This window comes from Pseudomonas sp. WP18, from assembly GCF_036689585.1.
Lineage (GTDB): Bacteria > Pseudomonadota > Gammaproteobacteria > Pseudomonadales > Pseudomonadaceae > Aquipseudomonas > Aquipseudomonas chlororaphis_E.
The window spans coordinates 6,064,678-6,085,393 of the sequence record NZ_CP144758.1 but is presented as its reverse complement, the minus strand read 5'-3'; the positions used below and the strand labels follow the sequence as shown (position 1 = coordinate 6,085,393).

At 63.6% G+C, this 20,716-nt stretch carries 20 protein-coding genes; 11 read left to right on the top strand and 9 right to left on the bottom strand.

What is annotated here, in order from left to right; translation table 11 throughout:
- Positions 1 to 263: 263 nt before the first annotated feature.
- Complete coding sequence (locus V5F23_RS27245) at positions 264 to 1,928, top strand: bifunctional diguanylate cyclase/phosphodiesterase (RefSeq protein ID WP_042728999.1); 1,665 nt, start codon at positions 264 to 266, stop codon at positions 1,926 to 1,928.
- A gap of 106 nt (positions 1,929 to 2,034) precedes the next feature.
- Here V5F23_RS27245 and V5F23_RS27240 read toward each other — a convergent pair whose 3' ends face one another.
- Positions 2,035 to 3,429: a NorM family multidrug efflux MATE transporter gene (locus tag V5F23_RS27240; RefSeq protein WP_042729003.1), complete on the bottom strand. Its 1,395-nt coding sequence runs from the start codon at positions 3,427 to 3,429 to the stop codon at positions 2,035 to 2,037.
- 156 nt (positions 3,430 to 3,585) lie between these two features.
- Between V5F23_RS27240 and V5F23_RS27235 the strand changes: the two genes are divergently transcribed.
- From V5F23_RS27235 to V5F23_RS27225, 3 genes are all read left to right on the top strand, one after another.
- Entirely contained in the window at positions 3,586 to 4,506 is a 921-nt protein-coding gene (locus V5F23_RS27235; RefSeq protein ID WP_042729000.1) for a LysR substrate-binding domain-containing protein, read from the top strand.
- A gap of 187 nt (positions 4,507 to 4,693) precedes the next feature.
- Entirely contained in the window at positions 4,694 to 6,670 is a 1,977-nt protein-coding gene (locus V5F23_RS27230) for a methyl-accepting chemotaxis protein (RefSeq protein ID WP_338497062.1), read from the top strand.
- A 243-nt stretch (positions 6,671 to 6,913) separates the two neighbouring features.
- A complete protein-coding gene (locus V5F23_RS27225) occupies positions 6,914 to 8,128 on the top strand; it encodes an aldose 1-epimerase family protein (protein WP_047735770.1) in 1,215 nt (404 codons plus the stop codon).
- Positions 8,129 to 8,134: 6 nt separating this feature from the next.
- Here V5F23_RS27225 and V5F23_RS27220 read toward each other — a convergent pair whose 3' ends face one another.
- Positions 8,135 to 9,628 (bottom strand): YifB family Mg chelatase-like AAA ATPase, encoded by a 1,494-nt coding sequence (locus V5F23_RS27220; protein WP_123579226.1) that lies wholly within the window; start codon positions 9,626 to 9,628, stop codon positions 8,135 to 8,137.
- A gap of 353 nt (positions 9,629 to 9,981) precedes the next feature.
- Between V5F23_RS27220 and V5F23_RS27215 the strand changes: the two genes are divergently transcribed.
- Entirely contained in the window at positions 9,982 to 11,622 is a 1,641-nt protein-coding gene (locus tag V5F23_RS27215; protein ID WP_338497056.1) for a methyl-accepting chemotaxis protein, read from the top strand.
- A 39-nt stretch (positions 11,623 to 11,661) separates the two neighbouring features.
- Here V5F23_RS27215 and V5F23_RS27210 read toward each other — a convergent pair whose 3' ends face one another.
- Positions 11,662 to 11,922, bottom strand: a complete 261-nt coding sequence (locus tag V5F23_RS27210) for an accessory factor UbiK family protein (protein ID WP_042731439.1) — start codon at positions 11,920 to 11,922, stop codon at positions 11,662 to 11,664.
- Positions 11,923 to 12,337: 415 nt separating this feature from the next.
- On the opposite strand from V5F23_RS27210, the gene glnK reads away from it, so the two are divergent.
- The 4 genes from glnK (at position 12,338) to sutA (ending at position 15,105) form a co-directional block, all read left to right on the top strand.
- The gene (glnK, locus tag V5F23_RS27205) at positions 12,338 to 12,676 is read left to right on the top strand and encodes a P-II family nitrogen regulator (protein ID WP_002555808.1); all 339 of its coding nucleotides are present in this window, start codon (positions 12,338 to 12,340) and stop codon (positions 12,674 to 12,676) included.
- A gap of 33 nt (positions 12,677 to 12,709) precedes the next feature.
- Positions 12,710 to 14,044 (top strand): ammonium transporter, encoded by a 1,335-nt coding sequence (locus tag V5F23_RS27200; RefSeq protein ID WP_042731440.1) that lies wholly within the window; start codon positions 12,710 to 12,712, stop codon positions 14,042 to 14,044.
- A gap of 212 nt (positions 14,045 to 14,256) precedes the next feature.
- Entirely contained in the window at positions 14,257 to 14,679 is a 423-nt protein-coding gene (locus tag V5F23_RS27195) for a secondary thiamine-phosphate synthase enzyme YjbQ (RefSeq protein ID WP_338497053.1), read from the top strand.
- A gap of 102 nt (positions 14,680 to 14,781) precedes the next feature.
- Complete coding sequence (gene sutA / locus V5F23_RS27190) at positions 14,782 to 15,105, top strand: transcriptional regulator SutA (RefSeq protein WP_014340827.1); 324 nt, start codon at positions 14,782 to 14,784, stop codon at positions 15,103 to 15,105.
- 249 nt (positions 15,106 to 15,354) lie between these two features.
- Here the strand turns inward: sutA and V5F23_RS27185 are convergent, their stop codons facing one another.
- The 6 genes from V5F23_RS27185 to V5F23_RS27160 are packed head-to-tail and all read right to left on the bottom strand — an operon-like array spanning position 15,355 to position 19,962.
- Positions 15,355 to 16,059 carry an HAD-IA family hydrolase gene (locus tag V5F23_RS27185; RefSeq protein ID WP_042731442.1) on the bottom strand — a complete coding sequence of 235 codons (705 nt, stop codon included), beginning with the start codon at positions 16,057 to 16,059 and terminating at the stop codon, positions 15,355 to 15,357.
- Positions 16,056 to 16,955 carry a tyrosine recombinase XerC gene (gene xerC / locus V5F23_RS27180; RefSeq protein ID WP_042731443.1) on the bottom strand — a complete coding sequence of 300 codons (900 nt, stop codon included), beginning with the start codon at positions 16,953 to 16,955 and terminating at the stop codon, positions 16,056 to 16,058. Before xerC ends, V5F23_RS27185 begins: the two co-directional genes overlap by 4 nt.
- A 2-nt stretch (positions 16,956 to 16,957) precedes the next feature.
- On the bottom strand, positions 16,958 to 17,683 hold the full coding sequence (locus V5F23_RS27175) for a DUF484 family protein (protein ID WP_042731444.1): 726 nt from the start codon (positions 17,681 to 17,683) through the stop codon (positions 16,958 to 16,960).
- Between the two features lie 13 nt (positions 17,684 to 17,696).
- Positions 17,697 to 18,527 carry a diaminopimelate epimerase gene (dapF, locus tag V5F23_RS27170; RefSeq protein ID WP_042731445.1) on the bottom strand — a complete coding sequence of 277 codons (831 nt, stop codon included), beginning with the start codon at positions 18,525 to 18,527 and terminating at the stop codon, positions 17,697 to 17,699.
- Between the two features lie 4 nt (positions 18,528 to 18,531).
- Positions 18,532 to 19,779 (bottom strand): diaminopimelate decarboxylase, encoded by a 1,248-nt coding sequence (lysA, locus tag V5F23_RS27165; protein WP_042731446.1) that lies wholly within the window; start codon positions 19,777 to 19,779, stop codon positions 18,532 to 18,534.
- 9 nt (positions 19,780 to 19,788) lie between these two features.
- Positions 19,789 to 19,962 (bottom strand): lipoprotein, encoded by a 174-nt coding sequence (locus V5F23_RS27160; protein WP_042731447.1) that lies wholly within the window; start codon positions 19,960 to 19,962, stop codon positions 19,789 to 19,791.
- Positions 19,963 to 20,146: 184 nt separating this feature from the next.
- On the opposite strand from V5F23_RS27160, the gene cyaY reads away from it, so the two are divergent.
- The gene (gene cyaY, locus V5F23_RS27155; protein ID WP_042731448.1) at positions 20,147 to 20,479 is read left to right on the top strand and encodes an iron donor protein CyaY; all 333 of its coding nucleotides are present in this window, start codon (positions 20,147 to 20,149) and stop codon (positions 20,477 to 20,479) included.
- Positions 20,480 to 20,483: 4 nt separating this feature from the next.
- On the top strand, positions 20,484 to 20,702 hold the full coding sequence (locus V5F23_RS27150) for a DUF1289 domain-containing protein (protein WP_042731449.1): 219 nt from the start codon (positions 20,484 to 20,486) through the stop codon (positions 20,700 to 20,702).
- Positions 20,703 to 20,716: the final 14 nt, after the last annotated feature.

The window sequence follows — 20,716 nt, the reverse complement described above, 5'->3', positions numbered from 1 at the left end:
GAGTCGTTTGCAAAATGGGCCGGCATTTTAACAGGCTCACAGAATTGTGCTGCTCTGTCCGACTTGTGACCCCTACAGCATTGTCATTTGCCGCTTCTGCCACTTTAACGCAGGATATGGGGCGAATTTGCGTCTAACGTACGACTTCGCGTAGAAGAAAATCTACCGAAAGCACGTGTTTGAGAACCAGTAGCATTGGTCATTGCCCGTCGGCAGGTCATAATGCCCCGCGCCAACCACCTTGCAGAGTCTAGGGAGTCAGCTTGTCAACGCCTGTCGAACCCTTGCGTTTGCTGTTATTGGCCGAAACGCCTGAGTGGTCAGCGGTCTTGCGCGAGTGCCTGGCACCCATGGGGCCCTCGGTCGTCCTGATCAGCGCACCGAGCTGGGAGTCCGTCAGCAGCCTGTTCGAAGACAATCGCAACGCCGTGCTGCTGACGATCACCGCATTGCAGCCGGCGCCGGGCCGTTGCCGTCTGCCCACGATTCTGTTGCTCGAGCATGAGCCTGCGACGGTCCCAGATGGTGTCAGTGACTGGTTGGTGCGTGATGCCCTCGACACCGCGACCCTGCGCCGTTGCCTACGGCATGTGCGCGAACGCGGGGTACTGGAAAATACCTTGCAGCGCCTCGCCGAGCAGGACCCGCTGACCGGCATCGCCAACCGCCAGGGCTTCCAGACCCTGCTGGCGGCGCGCCTGGCTGAAAACGACGGCCGCGGCCTGGCCCTCGGGCACCTGGACCTGGACAATTTTCGCCACGCCAACGACGCCCTCGGCCACCAGGCCGGTGATCGCCTGATCCTGCAGGTGGTGTCGCGACTCAAGGGCGCGCTCGAGGCCGGTGACCGGCTGGCGCGGCTGGGTAGCGATGAATTCGCCTTGCTGATCGACACCCGGCGCGCGCCGCAGCGGGCCGAGTGGATGGCCGAGCGCATCACCGAGGCCATGGCCGAACCCTACTGGATAGACGGCGAAAGCCTGCTGATCGGCTGTAGCCTGGGCATCGCCCACGCCCGGGCCCAGGCCGGCGCCGATCCGCTGATGTGGCATGCCCACATCGCCATGCAGCAGGCCAAGAGCACCCAGGGCTGTACCTTTCATATCTTCAATGAGCGGATCAACCGCAATGCTCGCAGCCTCGCCGACCTGGAAAGCGAACTGCGCCGGGCGTTGCGTCGCGACGAGCTGGAGTTGCATTACCAGCCCCGGCTGAACCTCGATGGCGGCAACATCGTGGGCCTGGAGGCGCTGGTACGCTGGCGTCACGGGGAACGTGGCCTGCTGCCGCCGAGCGAGTTCGTGCCGCTCGCGGAGCAGAGCGGCCTGATCGTGCCGCTGGGCTACTGGGTGATTTCCCGGGCGCTGCGGGACATGCAGGCACTGCGCGAGCGCGGGCTGGCGCCGTTGCACATGGCGGTCAACCTGTCGTTCCGGCAGTTCCAGGACAGCCAGTTGCTGCCAACCCTGAGCCGGTTGATCGCCGAACGGGGTGTCGAGGCCCAGTGGCTGGAATTCGAACTGACCGAAACCGCCGTGATGCGCCGCAGCGAACTGGTCAGGCAAACCATGGACGCCTTGGGGCGACTGGGCGTGCGCTTCTCCCTGGATGACTTCGGCACCGGGTTCTCTTCGTTCGTGCACCTCAACAGCCTGCCCATTGCCTTGCTCAAGATCGACAAGAGCTTCGTCGGCGGGATGGAGCAACGCGAAGAAAACCGCAAGCTGGTCCACGCCATGATCAACCTGGCCCACAACCTCAAGCTGGAGGTGGTGGCCGAGGGGGTGGAAACCCCGGAACAACTGGATTTGCTGCGGGGCTTCGGCTGCGATCAGGTGCAGGGCTTCCTGATCAGCAAACCGTTGCCGTTGCCCGAACTGGTGGAGTACCTGACGTTCGATGGCAAGTCGACCGAGGTCACGGCTTGATACGATACCCTGTGGGAGCGGGCTTGCTCGTGAATGCGCCGGTTCAGTCAGGGAGACTTTGATTGACACACCGCATTCGCGAGCAAGCCCGCTCCCACAACGGCTGTCAGTCGACCTGAATGGCCGCGAAACTCTGCGATCCCGACCCGCCCCTGATCATCCGCTTCATCTTCCATTCGAACGCCAGCGTCAAGCTCACGGCCGCACAGGCCAGGCCCAGTGCCAGGCCCCACCAGACACCGGTTGCGCCCCAGTTCAGGTGGAAAGCCATCCACCACGCCGCCGGCGCACCAATCAGCCAATAACAGCCCAGGCCAACCAGGAAGGTGGTCTTGGCGTCCTTGAGCCCGCGAATGCAGCCCATGGCGATGGTTTGCGCGCCGTCGAACAGTTCGAACCACGCCGCCACCGCCAGCAGGCTCACCGCCAGGTTGATCACCTCGGCGAACGCCGGGTCATTGTGGTCCAGGAACAGGCCGACCAACGCGTGGGGCAGCAGCCAGAAGACCATGGCGAACGCCAGCATCACCGCCGCGCCGAAGCCGATCCCGACCCGCCCGGCCAGGCGCGCCTTGGGTAACTGCCCGGCGCCATAGTGCTGGCCGATGCGCATGGTGATGGCATAGGACATGCCCGCCGGGACCATGAATGCCACCGAGACGATCTGCAGGGCGATCTGATGCGCCGCCAACGGTGTGCTGCCCATGGTGCCCATGCACAGCGCCGCGAACGCAAAGAGCCCGACTTCCACGGCGTAGGTGCCACCGATCGGCAGGCCCAGGCGCCACAGTTCCCTGAGGTATTGACGGTTGGGGCGAAACAGGCCGTCCAACAACGGGTACGCGCGATAGGCCGGGTGCCGGTGGATGTGCCAGGCCAGCACCAGGGCCATGCCGTTGGCGACGATCGCCGTGACCAGGCCGATGCCCATCAGGCCCAGTTTCGGCAAGCCGAACAGGCCAGTGATGAGGGCGTAGTTGAGCAGGAAATTGGCTACCGTGCCGCCGAGGCTGATCACCATCACCGGCGTGGCCCGGCCAATGGCGCTGGTGAAGCCGCGCAGGGCCATGAAACTCAAGTAGCCGGGCAGGGCAAACGGCAGCGCCAGCAGGAACTGGCCGGCGGAAAGCACATTGGTTTCAGTCTGGCCGAACAGCAGCAACACCGGCTTGAGGTTCCACAACAGCAAAGCCGCCACCAGCGCCATCAGCCAGGCCAGCCATAGCCCGGCCTGGGTCAGGCGGGTGGCGCCCTCGATGTCTCCCGCGCCTTGGCGGATCGCTACCAGCGTCCCCACCGCCGCGATCACACCGATGCAGAAAATCGACACGAACGAGTAACTGGCTGCCCCGAGGCCGCCTCCAGCCAGGGCTTCAGGGCTCAGGCGCGCCATCATCACGGTGTCGGTGAGCACCATCAGCATGTGCGCCAACTGCGAGGCAATCAGCGGCCCCGCCAACCGCAGGATGGCCCAGAGTTCGGTACGCACCGGATGCCGCATGATCATCACGCTCCCTGTTCGAATGAGGCAGTAAAGCAACGATTCTCGGCGTTCACGACGGTCTGCACAAAAGGATAAAAACGATCGCTGACATGATTAAAACTCATGCAGCTGAAGTTCTGTTAGGGTGTGCCAATCGCTCCCGGAGTTTTTCCCTTGTCTCGTCGTCTTCCCCCTCTTTATGCGCTGCGGGCATTCGAAGCGGCGGCGCGGTACAGCTCGTTCACTCGCGCCGCTGAGGAGCTGTCGATTACCCAGAGCGCGGTCAGCCGGCATATTCGTACGCTGGAGGAGCATTTCGCCTGTCGCTTGTTTCATCGCAGCGGGCGCAACCTGCAACTGACCGAAGCGGCGCGGTTGCTGTTGCCGGGTGTGCGCGACGGCTTCATGGCCTTGGAGCGGGCGTGCCATACCTTGCACGGTGAAGACGGCATCTTGCGGATGAAGGCGCCTTCGACCCTGACCATGCGCTGGCTATTGGCGCGCTTGAGCCGCTTCCGGCATTTGCAGCCCGGCAACGAAGTGCAACTGACCAGCGCCTGGATGGACATCGATGCGGTGGACTTCAACACCGAGCCGTTCGATTGCGCGGTCTTGCTGGGCAACGGGCATTTTCCCGTGGACTGGGAGGCCAGCCTGTTGTTTCCCGAGGAACTGATTCCGGTGGGCGCGCCGAATCTGCTGAACGATCAACCCTGGGATGTGCAGCGACTGGCCAAGGCCGAGTTGCTGCACCCCACGCCGGATCGCCGAGACTGGCGCAGTTGGCTGGAGCGCATGGGCTTGTCCGACCAGGTGTCGCTCAAGGGCGGACAAGTGTTCGACACCCTGGAGTTGGGCATGATTGCCGCCGCGCGTGGGTACGGTGTCTCCATGGGGGATCTGCTGATGGTGGCCGAGGATGTGGCCCAGGGGCGCTTGAGTCTGCCCTGGCCGACCGCTGTCGCCAGCGGTGAGCACTATTACCTGGTGTGGCCGAAAACCCGCCCGGGAGGTGACCGTTTGCGGCGGCTCAGTGATTTTCTCCAGAGCGAGGTCAAGGCCATGCAACTGCCTGCGGTGGAGCGTCTTGGCTGAAACGTTGCACTTCAGGTGCTAGCCACTTGGCATTATTCCTTCCAGATCGCTCAAGTATTCGGTGGCGCTGCCGAATCCGTGAACATGGAACCCTCGCTCAGAAAGGGCAAACCACCTACCTTATTTCGAAATAATGCCGAGCGTGCGACGTGATCAGGATGATCCAGAGTCTCGGCCAGGAGCCGTCATGTCCCAACCCCGTGCCCTGATCGCCTCACAGCTAGGCCTTGCCCTCGCCGTGATACTGGCGATCGTGATCTCCGGCAGTACCGTCTTCGCCTTGCGCTCGCTGGACACCGCCAACCTCGCCACCCGTGAAGAACACCTGGCCAGCGAAGCGCGCCTGATGGCCGACCAGCTCAATACGTTCCACGGCACCTTGCGTGAGAGCACGCAGCGTTTGGCCGGCCTGTTCGAAAAACGCTTCAGCGCGGGCCTGAGCGTGCACCCGGACCAGTCGGTGACCGTGGCAGGCGTGCAGACCCCCGGCTTGGACCTGGGCGGCGAAATGCTGAACAACAACTTCAAGGAAGTTGACGAGTTCAAGCAGATGACCGCCGGTACCGCCACGATATTCGTGCGCAGCGGCGACGACTTCATCCGCATCAGCACGTCGGTGGCCAAGCAGGACGGTTCGCGCGCCATCGGCACCGTGCTCGATCATGCCAGCCCGGCCTACGCCCGCCTGATGGGTGGGCAGAGCTACATCGGCCGTGTCCTGCTGTTCGGTCGTTACTACATGACCCAGTACAGCCCGGTCCGTGACAGCAGCGGCAAGATCATCGCCGCGCTCTATGTGGGGTTCGACTACACCGACGCGCAGAACGCGCAGTTCGAGAACCTCAAGCGTTTCCGCATCGGCAAGACCGGCTCGCTGGCCCTGCTGGATGAGCAAAACAAATGGCTGGTGCCACCGGCGGGCGTCCAGGCGCTCGATTCGGCGGTGACGACGGTCGTGGGCCTGGTGAAAACGCCGGGCAAGGGCGCGTTCTGGAGCGACACCGCCGAAGATTTCTACAGCGTCGCGGTGCCGTTCGAAGGCGGACCGTGGGCGGTCGTGGCGAGCATGCCGAAGGCTGAGATTCGCGAAGTGACCTGGAGCGTCGGCACGCAACTGGCCATTGGCAGCTTGCTGGCGATGTTGCTGGCGGTCGGCGCGGCGATGTGGCTGCTGCGCAGCAAGCTGGCCCCCCTGGGTGACCTGGTGCGCCAGGCCGAAGCGTTGGGTGCCGGCGACCTGAGCGTGCGCCTGAACGTGTCCAGTCACGACGAAATCGGCCAACTGGCCCGTGCGTTCAATCAGATGAGCCAGGCCCTGTCGACCATGGTCGAGCACATCCGCAAGGCCTCCCAGGAGGTCAACAGCCGGGCCCAGGCCCTGTCGGGGTTGTCCAGCGGTGCGTACGAGGGGATGGAGCAGCAGTCCGGCGAAATCACCAGCATGGCCGGCGCGGTGGAGGAATTCAGCGCTACGTCGTTGAACATTGCCGACAACATGGGCAACACCGAACGCCTGGCCCAGGAAAACGCCCAGCAGACGCGGATCGGCCGGACCTCGATGGACGAAGCCTCTTCGTCCCTGGAGCAGATCGCCGGCGCGCTGAACAGCACCGCCACGGTCATCAATACCCTGGGCCAGCGTTCCCAGGAAATCGGCGGCATTGTTGGCGTGATCACTTCGATCGCCGAGCAGACCAACCTGCTGGCCCTGAACGCCGCCATCGAAGCCGCCCGTGCCGGCGAGCAGGGGCGTGGGTTTGCCGTGGTGGCGGATGAAGTCCGTAGCCTGGCGTCTCGTACCCGGCAGGCCACGGACGAGATTTCCGGCATGATCAACAGCATCCAGCAGGAAACCGGCAACGCCATCAGCACCATGGAGCAAGGCAACCTGCTCATGCAGGAAGGCCTGTCGCGTAACGCCAACGTTGCTTCGGCCCTGGCACGCATCGACGAGCAGAGCCGCTCGGCTGGTCAGCAATTCGCCGCCATCACCACCGCCACCCAGGAACAAAGCAGCACCGCGACCTTGCTCAGCAGCAACTTGCAGAGCATCGCCATGGCCAACAGTGAGCAACGCCAGGTCGTCTCCAACCTGGCCCTCACCGCCAAGGAACTGGAAAAACTGGCCCAGGACCTGCGCCAAGAGGTTGATCGGTTCCGCTGAACCCTGGCGCCTGCCGCGAGCAAGCGTGCTCCCGATCACTGCTGTCCAGTGGGGGAGCGAGCCTGCTCGCGAAGGCAGCGTTATGGTCAGCCTCTGCTTTTGCGGAGTCCTCGCTGTCGCGAGCAGGCTCGCTCCCACCCGTTACGATGCTTTCCTTTTTTGGGGTTGTGCGCGTTTTTAGGCTTGCTGAAACGTTTCTTCAAGTCTATAAAAACCGCACAACTCCAATAAAAGGCCAAGTCCATGACTCCGCTCAAACTGTTCGTCACCCTCGGCGCCTTGGGCGCTGCATCCCATGCCATGGCGTGGGACTACGTCCTGCTGGACACCGATAAAGCCGCTCAACCCTGGCAAGTCACCAGCCAGCAGTTGGGCGTGAAGACCGACAAACCCTTTTCCGTGACGATGCGCACCTTGCACGGTGGTCGCCAGGAAGGCGTCAGCGTTGTCGACATCGACAACGGCACCCTGAAGCTTTCTGTCGTGCCGACCCGGGGCATGAACGTGCTGCAGGCCTCGGTGGGGAGTGTGCGCATGGGCTGGGACTCTCCGGTCAAGGAAGTCGTCAACCCGGCCTTCATCGAGCTCAACGGCCGCGGCGGGTTGGGTTGGCTCGAAGGTTTCAACGAGCTGGTCACCCGCTGCGGCTACGAGTGGGTCGGCCACCCCGGCACGGATAACGGCGAGCTGCTGACCCTGCATGGTCGCGCTGCCAACATCCCGGCCAACAAGGTCACGTTGCACATCGATGAAAAACCGCCTTACGCCATCACCCTGCGGGGTGAGTTGAAGGAGCAGGCGTTCAAGAAGGTCGACTTCTCGGTACAGACCGAACTGGTGACCGAGCCCGGCAGCGTGACGTTCGCGCTCAGCGACACGCTCACCAACAACGGTGATTATCCGAAGGAATACCAGGCCCTGTACCACAGCAATTTCAGCACCCCATTCCTGGAGCAGGGTGCGCGGTTCGCGGCCCCGGTCAAGCAGGTCTCGCCGTTCAACGACAAGGCCAAGGGCGACCTGGCCGATTGGCAGACCTACCGCGCACCCACCAAGGATTACGATGAAACCGTCTACAACGTCGTGCCCTACGCCGACGCCAAGGGCGACACGCTCACCGTGCTGCACAACAAGGCCGGCAGCCTCGGTGTCTCGGTGGGCTTCAACACCGCCACGCTCCCGGTGTTCTCCCTGTGGAAAAACACCGACACCCAAGGCCAGGGCTACGTGACCGGGCTGGAGCCAGGTACCAGTTTTTCCTATAACCGCCACTATCAACGCCCGCTGGGCCTGGTGCCGACCATCGGGCCAAAAGAACACCGGCAGTTCCAGATCCACTACAGCCTGCTGGCGGACAAGGGTGCCGTGGACAAGGCCCTCAAGCGCATCGAGACCATCCAGAACGGCCAGAAAACCGAAGTGCGCGAAACGCCGCTGGTGGACCTGACCAAGCCCTGATGCGGCTCACGCTGTCGCGGGGCGGTACTGCAACGCTTCAGCCAGGTGCTCACGGCGAATGTTCACCGTCTGCTCAAGGTCGGCCAGTGTCCGGGCGACCTTGAGCAGACGGTGCGCCGCCCGTAGCGACAAGGTCAGTCGTTCACAGGCGGTTTCCAGCCAGGCTTCGTCGGGTGTGGATAACTTGCAATGCCGGCGCAGCCCCGGCAGGTCCAGGAAGGCATTGGCACAACCCTGGCGTCGGTGCTGCTGTTCTCTCGCCTGGGCCACCTGCTCGGCGACGCTGGCAGTGTCGTCGGTGGATTCGCGCTTGGGGTTCAGGGCCGTGGCTTCCCGGGCGACGGTCAGGTGCAGGTCGATGCGGTCCAGCAACGGGCCCGAGAGTTTGTTGCGATAGCGCTGCACCATGTCCGGCGTGCAGGTGCAACGGCCGCTGGGTTCGCCCAGGTAGCCGCAGGGGCAAGGATTCATCGCCGCCACCAATTGGAAGCGAGCGGGAAAACGCACCCGGTCACGGGCGCGGGATACCACGATGTGCCCCGACTCCAACGGCTCCCTCAACACTTCCAGGACCTTGCGGTCGAACTCCGGCAATTCATCGAGAAACAGCACGCCGTGGTGGGCGAGGGTGATTTCCCCGGGTTGTGGCTTGGATCCGCCACCCACCAGCGCCGGGCCGGAGGCGGAGTGATGGGGCTGGCGAAACGGGCGCTGCGGCCAGTGGCTCAGCGGCACGCAACTGGCCACCGACTGGATGGCCGCGACTTCCAGGGCCTCGCTCTCGGCCAGGGGCGGCAGCAAGCCTGGCAGCCGACTGGCGAGCAGGGTCTTGCCGGTGCCCGGTGGCCCGCTGAACAGCAGGTTGTGCGCCCCGGCGGCGGCAATCAGCAAGGCCCGCTTGGCCCCGACCTGGCCTTGTACTTCATTCAGGTCGGGGTAGGGCTTGCTGGCGCAAAGCAGGCCGTTGGACACATAGGGCGGCACCGGGGTGTGGCCGTTGAAGTGGGCCACGGCTTCAAGCAGATGATCTACCGCGATCACCTTCAATCCTGAGGCGAGGCAGGCTTCCTCGGCGTTCGCCCGGGGCACCATCAGCGTGCGCCCGGCCGTGCGCGCCGCCAGCGCTGCGGGCAGCACCCCGCGCACCGGACGCACCGCGCCGGACAGCGCCAGTTCGCCAAGGCATTCCACGTCGTCCAGGGTCAGCGTCGGCACTTGCACGCTGGCCGCCAGGATGCCCAGGGCAATGGCCAGGTCGAAGCGCCCGCCGTCCTTGGGCAGGTCTGCCGGGGCCAGGTTGAGGGTGATGCGCCGCGCCGGGAAATTGAGCCCAGAATTGATGATCGCGCTACGGACCCGGTCCTTGCTTTCCTTCACCGCCGCTTCGGGCAGGCCGACCATCGTCAGCGACGGCAGGCCATTGGCCAAGTGAACTTCAACGGTAACGGCGGGAGCCTCCACCCCCACCTGGGCGCGGCTGTGGACGATGGCAAGCGACATGAATCGTTCCTTGAGTGAATAGGGAAGCCGCATCCTGCGGCCCCTGAAGGTTAGTCGCGCAATGGCGTTCAAGCGCGACCGTTGAAGGCGCAAATCTTGGCGAGATGTTGCAGGACGATGACTGCGCCTGGCATCGCGACGCGCCCTTGGAGTGCCCCGGCATCGATGCGGGGTGGCCGCGTGATCGTTGAAAAATCCATACGCTCATGCGCCGCCGTCCATTGTTGGCAATCTTTTACGGGCTGTAACATTTTTCGAAAATGGCAAAGAGCCATTAGCTCCTTGCCTGGCGTGACCCGGGGCGGGGGAATACCCACCTGAAGGGGCGCTCAAGGGCGCTCCATGAGACCCCGATGAACTGGATCAATGACGCGAAATTCTCGACCAAGCTGATCACCTCGTTCGTCCTGTGTGCGTTCATCACTCTGGCCGTGGGCATGCTGGGCGTCAGCGGCGTCGCGACCTTGTCCGCGCGCTTGCAGACCGTGTTCAACACCAACCTGGTGTCGGTCGCCAATACGGCGCAGACAAAGACCAAGGCCGTTGGCCAGACGCGTGACATGTACCGCCTGTATGTCGCCACCGCCGGCAATGCCCCGCAAAGCATGAAGGATGAATTCCTGGCCTCGATGAAAGCCAATCAGTTGGCCAGCGAACAGGCATTGGCCGAGTACCGCAAAGGTCGCCTGGCCGAGGATGAGCGCCTGGCCGGCGACCAGGTGGCCCGCGATTGGCCGGTCTACCAGGCCATGGTGCAACGATACGTGGCGATGATGGCGGCCGGCGACCTGGAGAACGGGCGTGCCCTGCTGCTGGGCGACTTGCAGAAAACCTACCGCAAGGTAATGGACCAGTTGACCATCATGATCGACTCCAATGATCGCCAGATCAGCGAAAGCGCCCAGGACGCCGCCCGCCAGGAGGTGTCGGCCCGGACGATCCTGTACAGCGGCATCGCCATCGCGTTTGTCGCGGCGCTGTTGCTGGGGATGTTCATCAGCCGCGTGATCAGCCAGCCGATTGCCGTCGCACTCGACTGTGCCGAGCGCATCGCCCAAGGCGACCTGACCCAGCACATCACCCGTCGTCGCCGTGACGAGGCCGGCCAGTTGCTTGCGGCCCTTGGCGACATGCAGGCCAGCCTGAAGACCACGCTCCAGCAGATCGCCAGTGCTTCGGACCAGTTGGCCTCCGCGGCCGAGGAATTGACGGCGGTCACTGACGACGGCAGTCGCGCCTTGATCCGGCAGAACGATGAAATCCAACAGGCGGCCACCGCCGTGACCGAGATGACGTCAGCGGTGGAGGAAGTCGCCCGCAATGCCGTGTCCACTTCCCAGGCGTCCCAAGCGACCAGTGCCCAGGCCAGCAGCGGACGTGACCAGGCGCGCAGCGCGGTGCAGGCGATCGATCATGCGACCCAGGAAATCACCTCGTCCACCGGGCTGGTCCGAGACCTGGCGGTACAAGTGCGTGATATCGGCAAGGTGTTGGACGTGATCCGGGGGATCGCCGAGCAGACCAATTTGTTGGCCCTCAACGCGGCCATCGAGGCGGCCCGGGCCGGGGAACAGGGGCGTGGCTTTGCTGTGGTTGCCGACGAGGTTCGCGCCCTGGCGGCGCGCACCCAGGCGTCTACCGGTGAGATCGAGGGCATGATCCTCGCGGTGCAGGACCGAGCCGACGGCGCGGTCGATGCCATGGGCAAGAGCCAGGCGCTGGTCACCCAGACCCAGGGCCTGGCCCGGGCCACTGGCCAGGCGTTGGAGCAGATCGCCGATGGGATCGCGCAGATCAACGACCGTAACCTGGTCATCGCCACGGCGTCCGAGGAGCAGGCCCATGTGGCCCGTGAGGTGGACCGCAACCTGGTGAACATCCAGGATCTCTCGACCCAGACCGCGGCGGGGGCGAACCAGACCAATGCGTCGAGCCAGGCGCTGTCCGGCCTGGCGCTGTCATTCAATACGCTGGTCAGCCGCTTTCGTCTCTAATCCCCGACGCATGCGCGCCGGGGCGTGGCTCCGGGCGGTTTACTCCGCGGTCGGCGCCAGTCGCACTTCCAGCTCCGCGACCTTCGCCTCCAGGCTTTCCAGGCGCGCCCGGGTGCGGGCCAGCACCACCATCTGACTGTCGAATTCCTCCCGGCTCACCAGGTCCAGCTTGCTGAACCCGCTTTGCAGCAAGGCCTTGAGCTGGCTTTCGATTTCGCTCTTGGGCAACGGCGTGTCACCGCTCATGAGGCGGGCGGCATGGCCGCTCAGGGCGTCGAGGAGGTCTTTTGGCGCAAGCATGGCAAGTGTCCTGAAAACGATGGCGGGCAGTGTACCACGCAGTGTCTATAGTCAATTCCCGCAGCCGGGGATGCACGCTTTTCGCGCACGCGGGCGGGCGTCTTCGCACTGTTGTTGTGCGTATCGCCGCGGTTCATCACGTGATGCAGGTACAGGTGTGGGGTAAGGGATTGAAAACAGAGGGTTTGGGCACAGATGGCAAGGTTTCTGCTTAGAGGCTGATGACCCATGCACTGATGCAGTCGCTGTGACGAATGCAGTGCAGCAGGCGAAGCGGGGAGCTTCGCCAGGATCGGTTAGCTGGCACCTGTCGGGCAACTTGGGCCGACGACGCGTTACAAAGCCAGGCACTGCGCTTAGACTTGAGTCGGGTTTGTTTTCCTGGGGCAAGTCCACCAATTCGGGAGAGAGTTTCATGAAGCTAGTCACTGCCATCATCAAGCCGTTCAAGTTGGACGACGTGCGCGAGTCGTTGTCCGAGATCGGCGTGCAGGGCATTACCGTTACTGAGGTCAAAGGCTTCGGGCGGCAGAAAGGTCACACCGAGCTGTATCGCGGCGCGGAATACGTGGTCGATTTCCTGCCCAAGGTGAAGATCGATGTCGCCATTGACGACAAGGATCTGGACCGTGTGATCGAAGCGATCACCAAGGCCGCCAACACCGGCAAGATCGGTGACGGAAAGATCTTCGTGGTCAATCTGGAACAGGCTATTCGCATCCGTACCGGCGAAACCGATACCGACGCCATCTAAGCCGCCAAACCCAACGCCCCAGGAGAAAACAATATGACTCTGCGTAAATTCGCAGGGCTAGGAGCCCTGTTGTCCTTCGTAATGCCTGGCCTGGCCATGGCGGAAGAAGCGGCAGCCCCCGTCCTCAACTCCGGCGACACCGCCTGGATGCTGACGGCCACCATTCTTGTTCTGTTCATGACCATTCCCGGCCTGGCGCTGTTCTATGGCGGCATGGTCCGGTCGAAAAACCTTCTTTCCGTGATGATGCAGTGCTTTGCCATTACCGGTCTGATCAGTGTGTTGTGGGTCATCTATGGCTACAGCATCGCGTTCGACACCACCGGCATGGAACAGGGCGTCGTCAATTTCAACTCCTTCATCGGCGGCCTGGGCAAGGCGTTCCTGGCGGGCGTGACCCCGGCGAGCATCACCGGTCCAACGGCACTGTTCCCGGAAGCGGTGTTCATCACCTTCCAGATGACGTTCGCCATCATCACCCCGGCCCTGATCGTCGGTGCCTTTGCCGAGCGCATGAAGTTCTCCGCCATGCTGGTCTTCATGGGCATCTGGTTCACCCTGGTCTACGCGCCGATCGCGCACATGGTCTGGTCCGGTAACGGCGGCCTGTTGTGGGACTGGGGCGTGCTGGACTTCGCCGGCGGCACCGTGGTGCACATCAACGCCGGTATCGCGGGTCTGGTGGCGTGCCTGGTACTGGGCAAGCGCAAGGGCTTCCCGACCACGCCGATGGCACCGCATAACCTGGGCTACACCCTGATGGGCGCGGCCATGCTGTGGGTCGGTTGGTTCGGCTTTAACGCCGGTTCCGCCGTCGCCGCCAATGGCACCGCCGGCATGGCGATGCTGGTGACTCAGATCGCCACCGCTGCGGCAGCACTGGGCTGGATGTTTGCCGAGTGGATCACCCACGGCAAGCCAAGCGCGCTGGGCATCGCCTCGGGCGTGGTCGCGGGCCTGGTGGCCATCACGCCGGCGGCCGGCACCGTGGGCCCGATGGGCGCCCTGGTCATCGGCCTGGCGGCGGGCGTGGTGTGCTTCTTCTGCGCCACCACCCTCAAGCGCAAGCTTGGCTACGACGACTCCCTGGACGCCTTCGGCGTACACGGCATCGGCGGTATCCTCGGCGCGATCCTCACCGGCGTGTTCGCGGCCCCGGCCCTGGGTGGCTTCGGCACCGTGACCGACATCGCCGCACAAGTATGGATTCAAGTCAAAGGCGTGGGCTTCACGGTGATCTACACCGCGATCGTCACTTTCATCATCCTCAAGGTGCTGGACGCTGTTATGGGTCTGCGTGTCTCCGAGGAAGAAGAGGCGGTGGGCCTGGACCTGGCGCAACACAACGAGCGTGGCTACAACCTGTAAGTGCACGCGTTAAAAATTGCCCGGTTCGCCGGGCATTTTTTTGCCTGGAATTTGTCACTGCCCATAAGGCAGGCCGGTTTTTCCGACGCCTTTTGTTGTATAGGCGACATGGGCTTTTCTGCCGCCAAAGGCTTACATGGAGGCAAGAATATTAGGCCCTTTGTTTTTTTTCAGAGCGCGCTAGAATGCGCGCCGAGCGTGCGGAGAAGTGTATGTGGCAACAGACGCTGATTACCCTGCGGGCACGGCCCCGGGGCTTTCATCTGGTGACGGACGAGTTGCTCGCCGGCCTGCCTGAACTCCGGGCGTGCCGTGTCGGTCTGTTGCATCTGTGGCTGCAGCACACCTCGGCTTCGTTGACGATCAACGAGAACGCCGATCCGGCGGTACGTCGAGACTTCGAACGATTTTTCAATCGGCTGATCCCACAAGGAACCGCCGATTACGAGCACAACGACGAAGGCCTGGACGACCTCCCGGCGCACTTCAAGGCGAGCGTGCTCGGTTGTCAGCTGACCCTGCCGGTGACGGCTGGACGGCTGGCGTTGGGGACCTGGCAAGGTGTTTATCTGGGCGAGCACCGTGATCATGGCGGTGCTCGTAAAGTCCTCGCCACGCTATACGGTGGGGCATGACCGCTGGTTGACGGCGGATGTTGAATTTTTTCTGGCAGCCTTCGAACAGATGGCGAAGCTGGGCTATAACTAATCTGCTTTTCGCAAGTCATGAGGTAGAACATGAGCGACGATGATCTGGAAAACGACGACCTCGAAGTAGGCGACGAAGACGAGACCGAAGAAGGCCTGGAGGCGGCAGCTGAAGACGTTGCCGATGACGATGGTGCCGATGTCCCGGCTCCCACCGCCAAAGGCAAGGCCAAGGCAGCGGTTTCGGTCGACGAGTTGCCGAGCGTAGAGGCCAAGAACAAGGAGCGTGACGCACTCGCCAAGGCCATGGAAGAATTCCTGGCCCGGGGTGGAAAGGTGCAGGAAGTGGAAGCCAACGTGGTCGCCGACCCGCCCAAGAAACCCGACAACAAATACGGCAGCCGCCCTATTTGAGTTCTGCTTCTTGCTTGCTGAAAAAGCCCGCCGTCGCTGCGGGCTTTTTCATGGGGGCGATTCTATTCCGGGCCAGACGCAGTCCCTGTGGGAGCGAGCTTGCTCGCGATAGCGATGGGTCTGTTGGGATTGATGTTGGACGTGCCGCCGTCATCGCGAGCAAGCTCGCTCCCACAGATTTCTTTGCCAGGCGGGGAGCTGCGGGACACAGCCGCTCCCACAGAGGGTTTGGCGGCTGTGAGGCAGGGTTCAGGGTTGGCTATGCCACCCGGCCAGTAACCTCGGCAGTTCGGTCAGGCTGCGAATCTCCGCATCTGGCGCATGTTCGGCATCCCAGGCCTTGCCCGTCGGGTTGAACCACACCGCCCGCAGGCCGGCTTGCTGGGCACCGGCGATGTCGTCGCCGGGGTGGTCACCGATGTGCACGGCGGTCTGGGGCGTGGCACCGCCGCGTTGCAGGGCTTCGTGGAACAGTTGGGCGTCGGGTTTGGCGATGCCGATGTCCTCGGCGCACAAGGCAAACTTGAAATAATCGGCCAGCCCCAGGCGGCGCACGTCGGCGTTGCCGTTGGTGACCACGCCCAGGCTGAACTGATTGGCGAGGATTTCCAGGGTGGGCTGTACCTCGGGAAAGATCTCCAACTGATGGCGGGCATGCAGGAACGCCTCGAACCCCTGGTCCGCCAGCTCCGACGCTTGCCACTGGTCATAGCCGGCTTCCTGCAACGCACGGAACAGCACGCGCCGGCGCAACGCACTGATGCGATGCTTCAGGCCGGGTTCTTCGCGCAACACCTGCTCGCGAATCGAGAACAGATGCTCCACTGGCAAGCCGCCCAGATTCGGTGCGTTATCGGTCAGCCATTGGCGCAGGACGGCCTCGGCGCTGGCGATCACCGGGGCGGTGTCCCACAGGGTGTCGTCCAGGTCGAAAGTGATGAGCTTGATGATCATGATTCGTCGCCCTTGATGCGTTTGGCCCTGGGGTGGGCATTGTCATAGACCGTCGCCAGGTGCTGGAAGTCCAGGTGGGTATAGATCTGTGTGGTCTTGATGTCCGAGTGGCCGAGCAGTTCCTGGACGGCGCGCAAGTCCTGCGAGGACTCCAGCAGGTGGCTGGCGAAGGAATGCCGGAGCATGTGCGGATGCAGGTTCTGGCCCAGCTCGCGTTCGCCGGCGGCCTTGACCCGTAGCTGAATCGCCCTCGGGCCGAGGCGCCGCCCCTGTTGGCTGATGAAGACCGCATCGTCGGCGGGATTGGCCAGCGCCCGAAGCGCCAGCCATTGTTCCAGCGCCTCGCGGGCCTTGCGGCCGATGGGCAGCAGGCGGGTCTTGCTGCCTTTGCCGAGCACCTGGACCATGCCGTCGGCGAGGTCCAGTTGGTCCAGGTTCAGCCCGGTCAGCTCCGAGAGCCGGAGGCCGGAGGAATAGAACAGCTCGAGAATCGCCTGGTCCCGCCGCGCCAGGAAGTCTTCCTCGACGGCGCCTTCGAGCAATTGTAGGGTGCGGTCGGTGTCGAGGGTCTTGGGCAGTCGGCGTTCGCCCTTGGGCGGCGCCAGACCGGTGGCCGGGTCGTGATCGCACAGGCCTTCGCGGTTGAGGTACTGGTACAGGCCACGCACCGCCGAGAGCAGGCGCGCCAGGCTGCGGGACGATTGCCCCTGTTGATGCAGGCGAGCGACCAGGCTGCGCAGGCGTTGGATGTCCAGCGCCGACCAGCTGCCGATGTTCTGCTTCTGGCACCAGCCCAGCACTTTTTCCAGGTCGCGGCGATAGGCCGCCAGCGTGTGGGGCGACACCTGGCGCTCACTGCGCAGGTGTTCGCAGTAGGCGTCCAGTTGCCGTTCCATGGTCAGCGTACCGAGCGCAGCGAACCGGCGACCCGAGGCAGCACGCGGCCGGTGACTTCGGCGATGTAGCTCAGAAACAGCGTGCCCACCGAGCTCTTGTAGTGCTGCGGGTCACGGCTGGCGATGGCCAGCACGCCGTGCACGCCCTGGTGGGCGATGGCGACGACGGCGGTGGAGCCGATCTGTTTGCGTTGTTCTTCGCCAAACAGGAAGTCCAGTTCATGTTCGCGCAGGCTGCCACTGACGCTCTTGTTCTCCGTGAGCAGGCCGCCAATGGCGGTCTGCGCTTCGGCGTGGGTCACCCAGCGGCCCACCGGCATGGCGTTGTCGCCGAACAGGATCAGGCTGACGAAGGGTACCTGGAAATCCTGGCGCAGGCTGTCTTCGACGCTCATGACCAGGTCTTCGAGGGTGCTGGCGTCCATCAGCGCCAGGATCAGCCGACGGGTCTTGTCGAAGAGCCGGTCGTTGTCCCGTGCCACGTCCATCAGGTGGGACAGGCGGTGGCGCATTTCAATGTTGCGCTCACGCAGGATCTTCATCTGGTGCTCCACCAGCGACACGGTGTCGCCGCGCCGGTGAGGGATGCGCATCGTTGCCAGCAATTCTTCGTGCCCGACGAAGAAGTCCGGGTGGGCCTCCAGGTAGGCGGCCACGGCCGCGGCTTCTGGAAGCGGGCTCGGAGTGTCGTCGGGCGGCGTCGCTGGAACCTGTGGCTTGTCGGTCATGGGGTTGGCTCACTCAAAGACGAACTTGTCCTTCGTATACGCGCACTGCCGGGCCGGTCATGATCACCGGTTGGCCAGGGCCTGCCCATTCGATGGACAGGCGCCCGCCAGGCAGGTCGATCAGCAAAGGCGAATCCATCCACCCCTGGCTGATCGCCGCAACTGCGGCCGCACAGGCTCCGGTGCCGCAAGCCTGGGTTTCCCCGACGCCGCGCTCCCACACGCGCAACTGCGCGCGGTGACGGTCGATGACTTGCAGGAAACCGACGTTCACCCGTGCTGGAAAGCGTGGGTGGTGTTCGATTTTCGGTCCCAGCTCATGCACCGGCGCGCTGTTGATATCGCTCACGCGCAACACGGCATGGGGGTTGCCCATGGACACCGCGGCCAGTTCCACCGGGGTGCCTTCGACATCGACCTGGTAACTCAGCGCCTGGGCGGGTGCCTTGAACGGAATGTCCGCCGGCACCAGGCGCGGGGCGCCCATGTTGACGCTGATCTGGCCGTCGTTGCGCACATCCAGCTCGATGATGCCGCTCTTGGTCTCGACGCGGATCTGTCGCTTGGCGGTCAGGCGCTTGTCCAGCACGAAGCGGGCGAAGCAGCGCGCGCCATTGCCGCATTGCTCCACTTCCGAACCGTCGGCGTTGAAGATCCGATAGCGGAAGTCCACGTCCGGGTTGTTCGGCGCCTCGACGATCAGCAACTGGTCGAAGCCGATGCCGGTGTGCCGGTCACCCCAGAGCTTGGCGTGCTTGGGCAAAATGTGCGCGTGCTGGCTGACCAGGTCGAGGACCATGAAGTCATTGCCCAGGCCGTGCATCTTGGTAAAACGCAGCAGCATGGTTTTACTCCGGCAGCAGGCTTTCGCCGGCAAACAACTCGGCTACCGTCTCGCGGCGACGCACTTCGAAAGCCTGGTCACCGTCCACCAGCACCTCGGCGCAGCGGCCGCGGGTGTTGTAGTTGGAGCTCATGACAAAACCGTAGGCACCGGCCGAATGCACGGCCAGCAGGTCGCCTTCTTCCAGCGCCAGTTCCCGACCCTTGGCCAGGAAATCACCGGTCTCGCAGATCGGCCCGACGATATCGTAGTTGCGGGTCGCGCCATCGCGCGGGCGCACGGCGGTCACGTCCATCCAGGCCTGGTACAGCGCCGGACGGATCAGGTCGTTCATGGCCGCGTCGACGATGGCGAAATCCTTGTGCTCGGTGTGCTTGAGGTATTCGACCTCGGTCAGCAGCACGCCGGCGTTGGCGACGATGTAGCGGCCTGGCTCGAACATCAGCGCCAGGTCACGCCCTTCGAGGCGTTCACGCACGGTTTTGATGTACTCGGCCACCTGCGGCGGCTGTTCGTCGCGATAGCGCACGCCGACACCGCCACCGAGGTCGATGTGACGCAGGTAGATGCCGCAGTCGCCGAGGCGGTCGACCAGCGCCAGCAGGCGGTCGAGGGCATCGATGAAGGGTTCCAGGGTGGTCAGCTGCGAGCCGATGTGGCAATCGACGCCCAGCACTTCCAGGTTCGGCAGTTGGGCAGCGCGCACGTAGACGTCTTCGGCGTCGGCAATGGCGATGCCGAACTTGTTTTCCTTGAGACCGGTGGAAATGTACGGGTGGGTGCCGGCGTCGACGTCCGGGTTCACGCGCAGGGAGATCGGCGCGCGCACGCCCAGCTCGGCGGCGACGATTTGCAGGCGCTCCAGCTCGTCGGTGGACTCGATGTTGAAGCAGTGCACGCCCACTTCCAGGGCGCGGCGCATGTCTTCACGGGTCTTGCCGACGCCGGAGAAGACGATCTTGTCGGCGCTGCCGCCCGCGGCCAGCACGCGTTCGAGTTCGCCACCGGAAACGATGTCGAAGCCGGCGCCCAGGCGCGCCAGGACGTTGAGCACGCCCAGGTTCGAGTTGGCCTTGACGGCGAAACAGACCAGGTGCGGCATGCCAGCGAGGGCATCGGCGAAGGCCAGGTACTGGGCTTCGATATGGGCGCGGGAATAAACGTAGGTCGGCGTGCCAAAGCGCTCGGCGATCGCGGACAGGGCAACCCCTTCCGCGAACAGCTCCCCGCCACGGTAGTTAAAAACGTCCATGGCGTTCCCTTAGTAAGTGGTGGTGTGGGTGTCGTGCGCGTGGGACTTGGACTGCGACGACTTGGCCTGCTCTTCAGGGGACTTGCTCTCGTCAGGCAGGTACAGCGGACCTTTTTGACCACAAGCTGTTACAAGGCAGGCAACCGCGACGAGCGCAGCAAGGGAAGAGATCAGGCGCTTCATGGCGAAATCCTTGAAAATGCGTTAATTGCGCCGGAGTATACCGGCCACCCGGCGCCTTGCCTATGCAACGGGGCGCCCGTCCGGCGGCGCTGGGGGGCGTCGATGGGTTATCCTTTGCAATCATCAGGCAGCGCCCGTATCTTGCGGCGCTTGAGCATGAGCTGACATTTTCGAGGTTGCCGCAATGAGTTTGACTGAAGCCCGTTTCCACGATTTGGTCGATGCGACCCAGCAAACGCTGGAAGATGTGTTCGACGACAGCGAGTTGGACATCGACCTGGAAAGCTCCGCCGGTGTGCTCACCGTGAAGTTCGAGAACGGCAGCCAGTTGATCTTCAGTCGCCAGGAGCCGTTGCGCCAGTTGTGGCTGGCGGCGGTGTCCGGCGGCTTCCACTTCGACTACGACGAGGAAAGCGAGCGCTGGATGTGCGACAAGAGCGAGGAGCAGCTGGGTGAGATGCTCGAACGCATTGTCGAGGCGCAGGCTGGGGTGAAGCTCGATTTCGAAGGCCTCTGACAGCGTGAGCCAGACCGCTGCGGCGCGCCCGCCCAAGCCGCTCTACAGCAACGTCAGCCCTGCCGTGCCATCGCCGTGCACCAGCGTGTGCAAGCTGGACGAGCAGAAAGTCTGTCTCGGCTGTTTCCGCCATGTGGAGGATATCCGTGAATGGCGCTCGGCCGACGACGCGCGCCGGCGGGTGATCTGTGCCGAGGCGGCCAGACGCAAATCCCAAGTGTAATCATTTGTGGCGAG

What these genes read in the sequence shown, in the direction of transcription:
- lysA (WP_042731446.1), bottom strand. Translation starts at nt 19,779, where the DNA reads ATGGACGTTTTTAACTACCGTGGCGGGGAGCTGTTCGCGGAAGGGGTT.
- V5F23_RS27225 (WP_047735770.1), top strand. Translation starts at nt 6,914, where the DNA reads ATGACTCCGCTCAAACTGTTCGTCACCCTCGGCGCCTTGGGCGCTGCA.
- V5F23_RS27220 (WP_123579226.1), bottom strand. Translation starts at nt 9,628, where the DNA reads ATGTCGCTTGCCATCGTCCACAGCCGCGCCCAGGTGGGGGTGGAGGCT.
- V5F23_RS27160 (WP_042731447.1), bottom strand. Translation starts at nt 19,962, where the DNA reads ATGAAGCGCCTGATCTCTTCCCTTGCTGCGCTCGTCGCGGTTGCCTGC.
- V5F23_RS27185 (WP_042731442.1), bottom strand. Translation starts at nt 16,059, where the DNA reads ATGATCATCAAGCTCATCACTTTCGACCTGGACGACACCCTGTGGGAC.
- dapF (WP_042731445.1), bottom strand. Translation starts at nt 18,527, where the DNA reads ATGCTGCTGCGTTTTACCAAGATGCACGGCCTGGGCAATGACTTCATG.
- V5F23_RS27195 (WP_338497053.1), top strand. Translation starts at nt 14,257, where the DNA reads ATGTGGCAACAGACGCTGATTACCCTGCGGGCACGGCCCCGGGGCTTT.
- cyaY (WP_042731448.1), top strand. Translation starts at nt 20,147, where the DNA reads ATGAGTTTGACTGAAGCCCGTTTCCACGATTTGGTCGATGCGACCCAG.
- V5F23_RS27230 (WP_338497062.1), top strand. Translation starts at nt 4,694, where the DNA reads ATGTCCCAACCCCGTGCCCTGATCGCCTCACAGCTAGGCCTTGCCCTC.
- V5F23_RS27210 (WP_042731439.1), bottom strand. Translation starts at nt 11,922, where the DNA reads ATGCTTGCGCCAAAAGACCTCCTCGACGCCCTGAGCGGCCATGCCGCC.
- V5F23_RS27215 (WP_338497056.1), top strand. Translation starts at nt 9,982, where the DNA reads ATGAACTGGATCAATGACGCGAAATTCTCGACCAAGCTGATCACCTCG.
- V5F23_RS27175 (WP_042731444.1), bottom strand. Translation starts at nt 17,683, where the DNA reads ATGACCGACAAGCCACAGGTTCCAGCGACGCCGCCCGACGACACTCCG.
- sutA (WP_014340827.1), top strand. Translation starts at nt 14,782, where the DNA reads ATGAGCGACGATGATCTGGAAAACGACGACCTCGAAGTAGGCGACGAA.
- V5F23_RS27200 (WP_042731440.1), top strand. Translation starts at nt 12,710, where the DNA reads ATGACTCTGCGTAAATTCGCAGGGCTAGGAGCCCTGTTGTCCTTCGTA.
- V5F23_RS27240 (WP_042729003.1), bottom strand. Translation starts at nt 3,429, where the DNA reads ATGCGGCATCCGGTGCGTACCGAACTCTGGGCCATCCTGCGGTTGGCG.
- glnK (WP_002555808.1), top strand. Translation starts at nt 12,338, where the DNA reads ATGAAGCTAGTCACTGCCATCATCAAGCCGTTCAAGTTGGACGACGTG.
- xerC (WP_042731443.1), bottom strand. Translation starts at nt 16,955, where the DNA reads ATGGAACGGCAACTGGACGCCTACTGCGAACACCTGCGCAGTGAGCGC.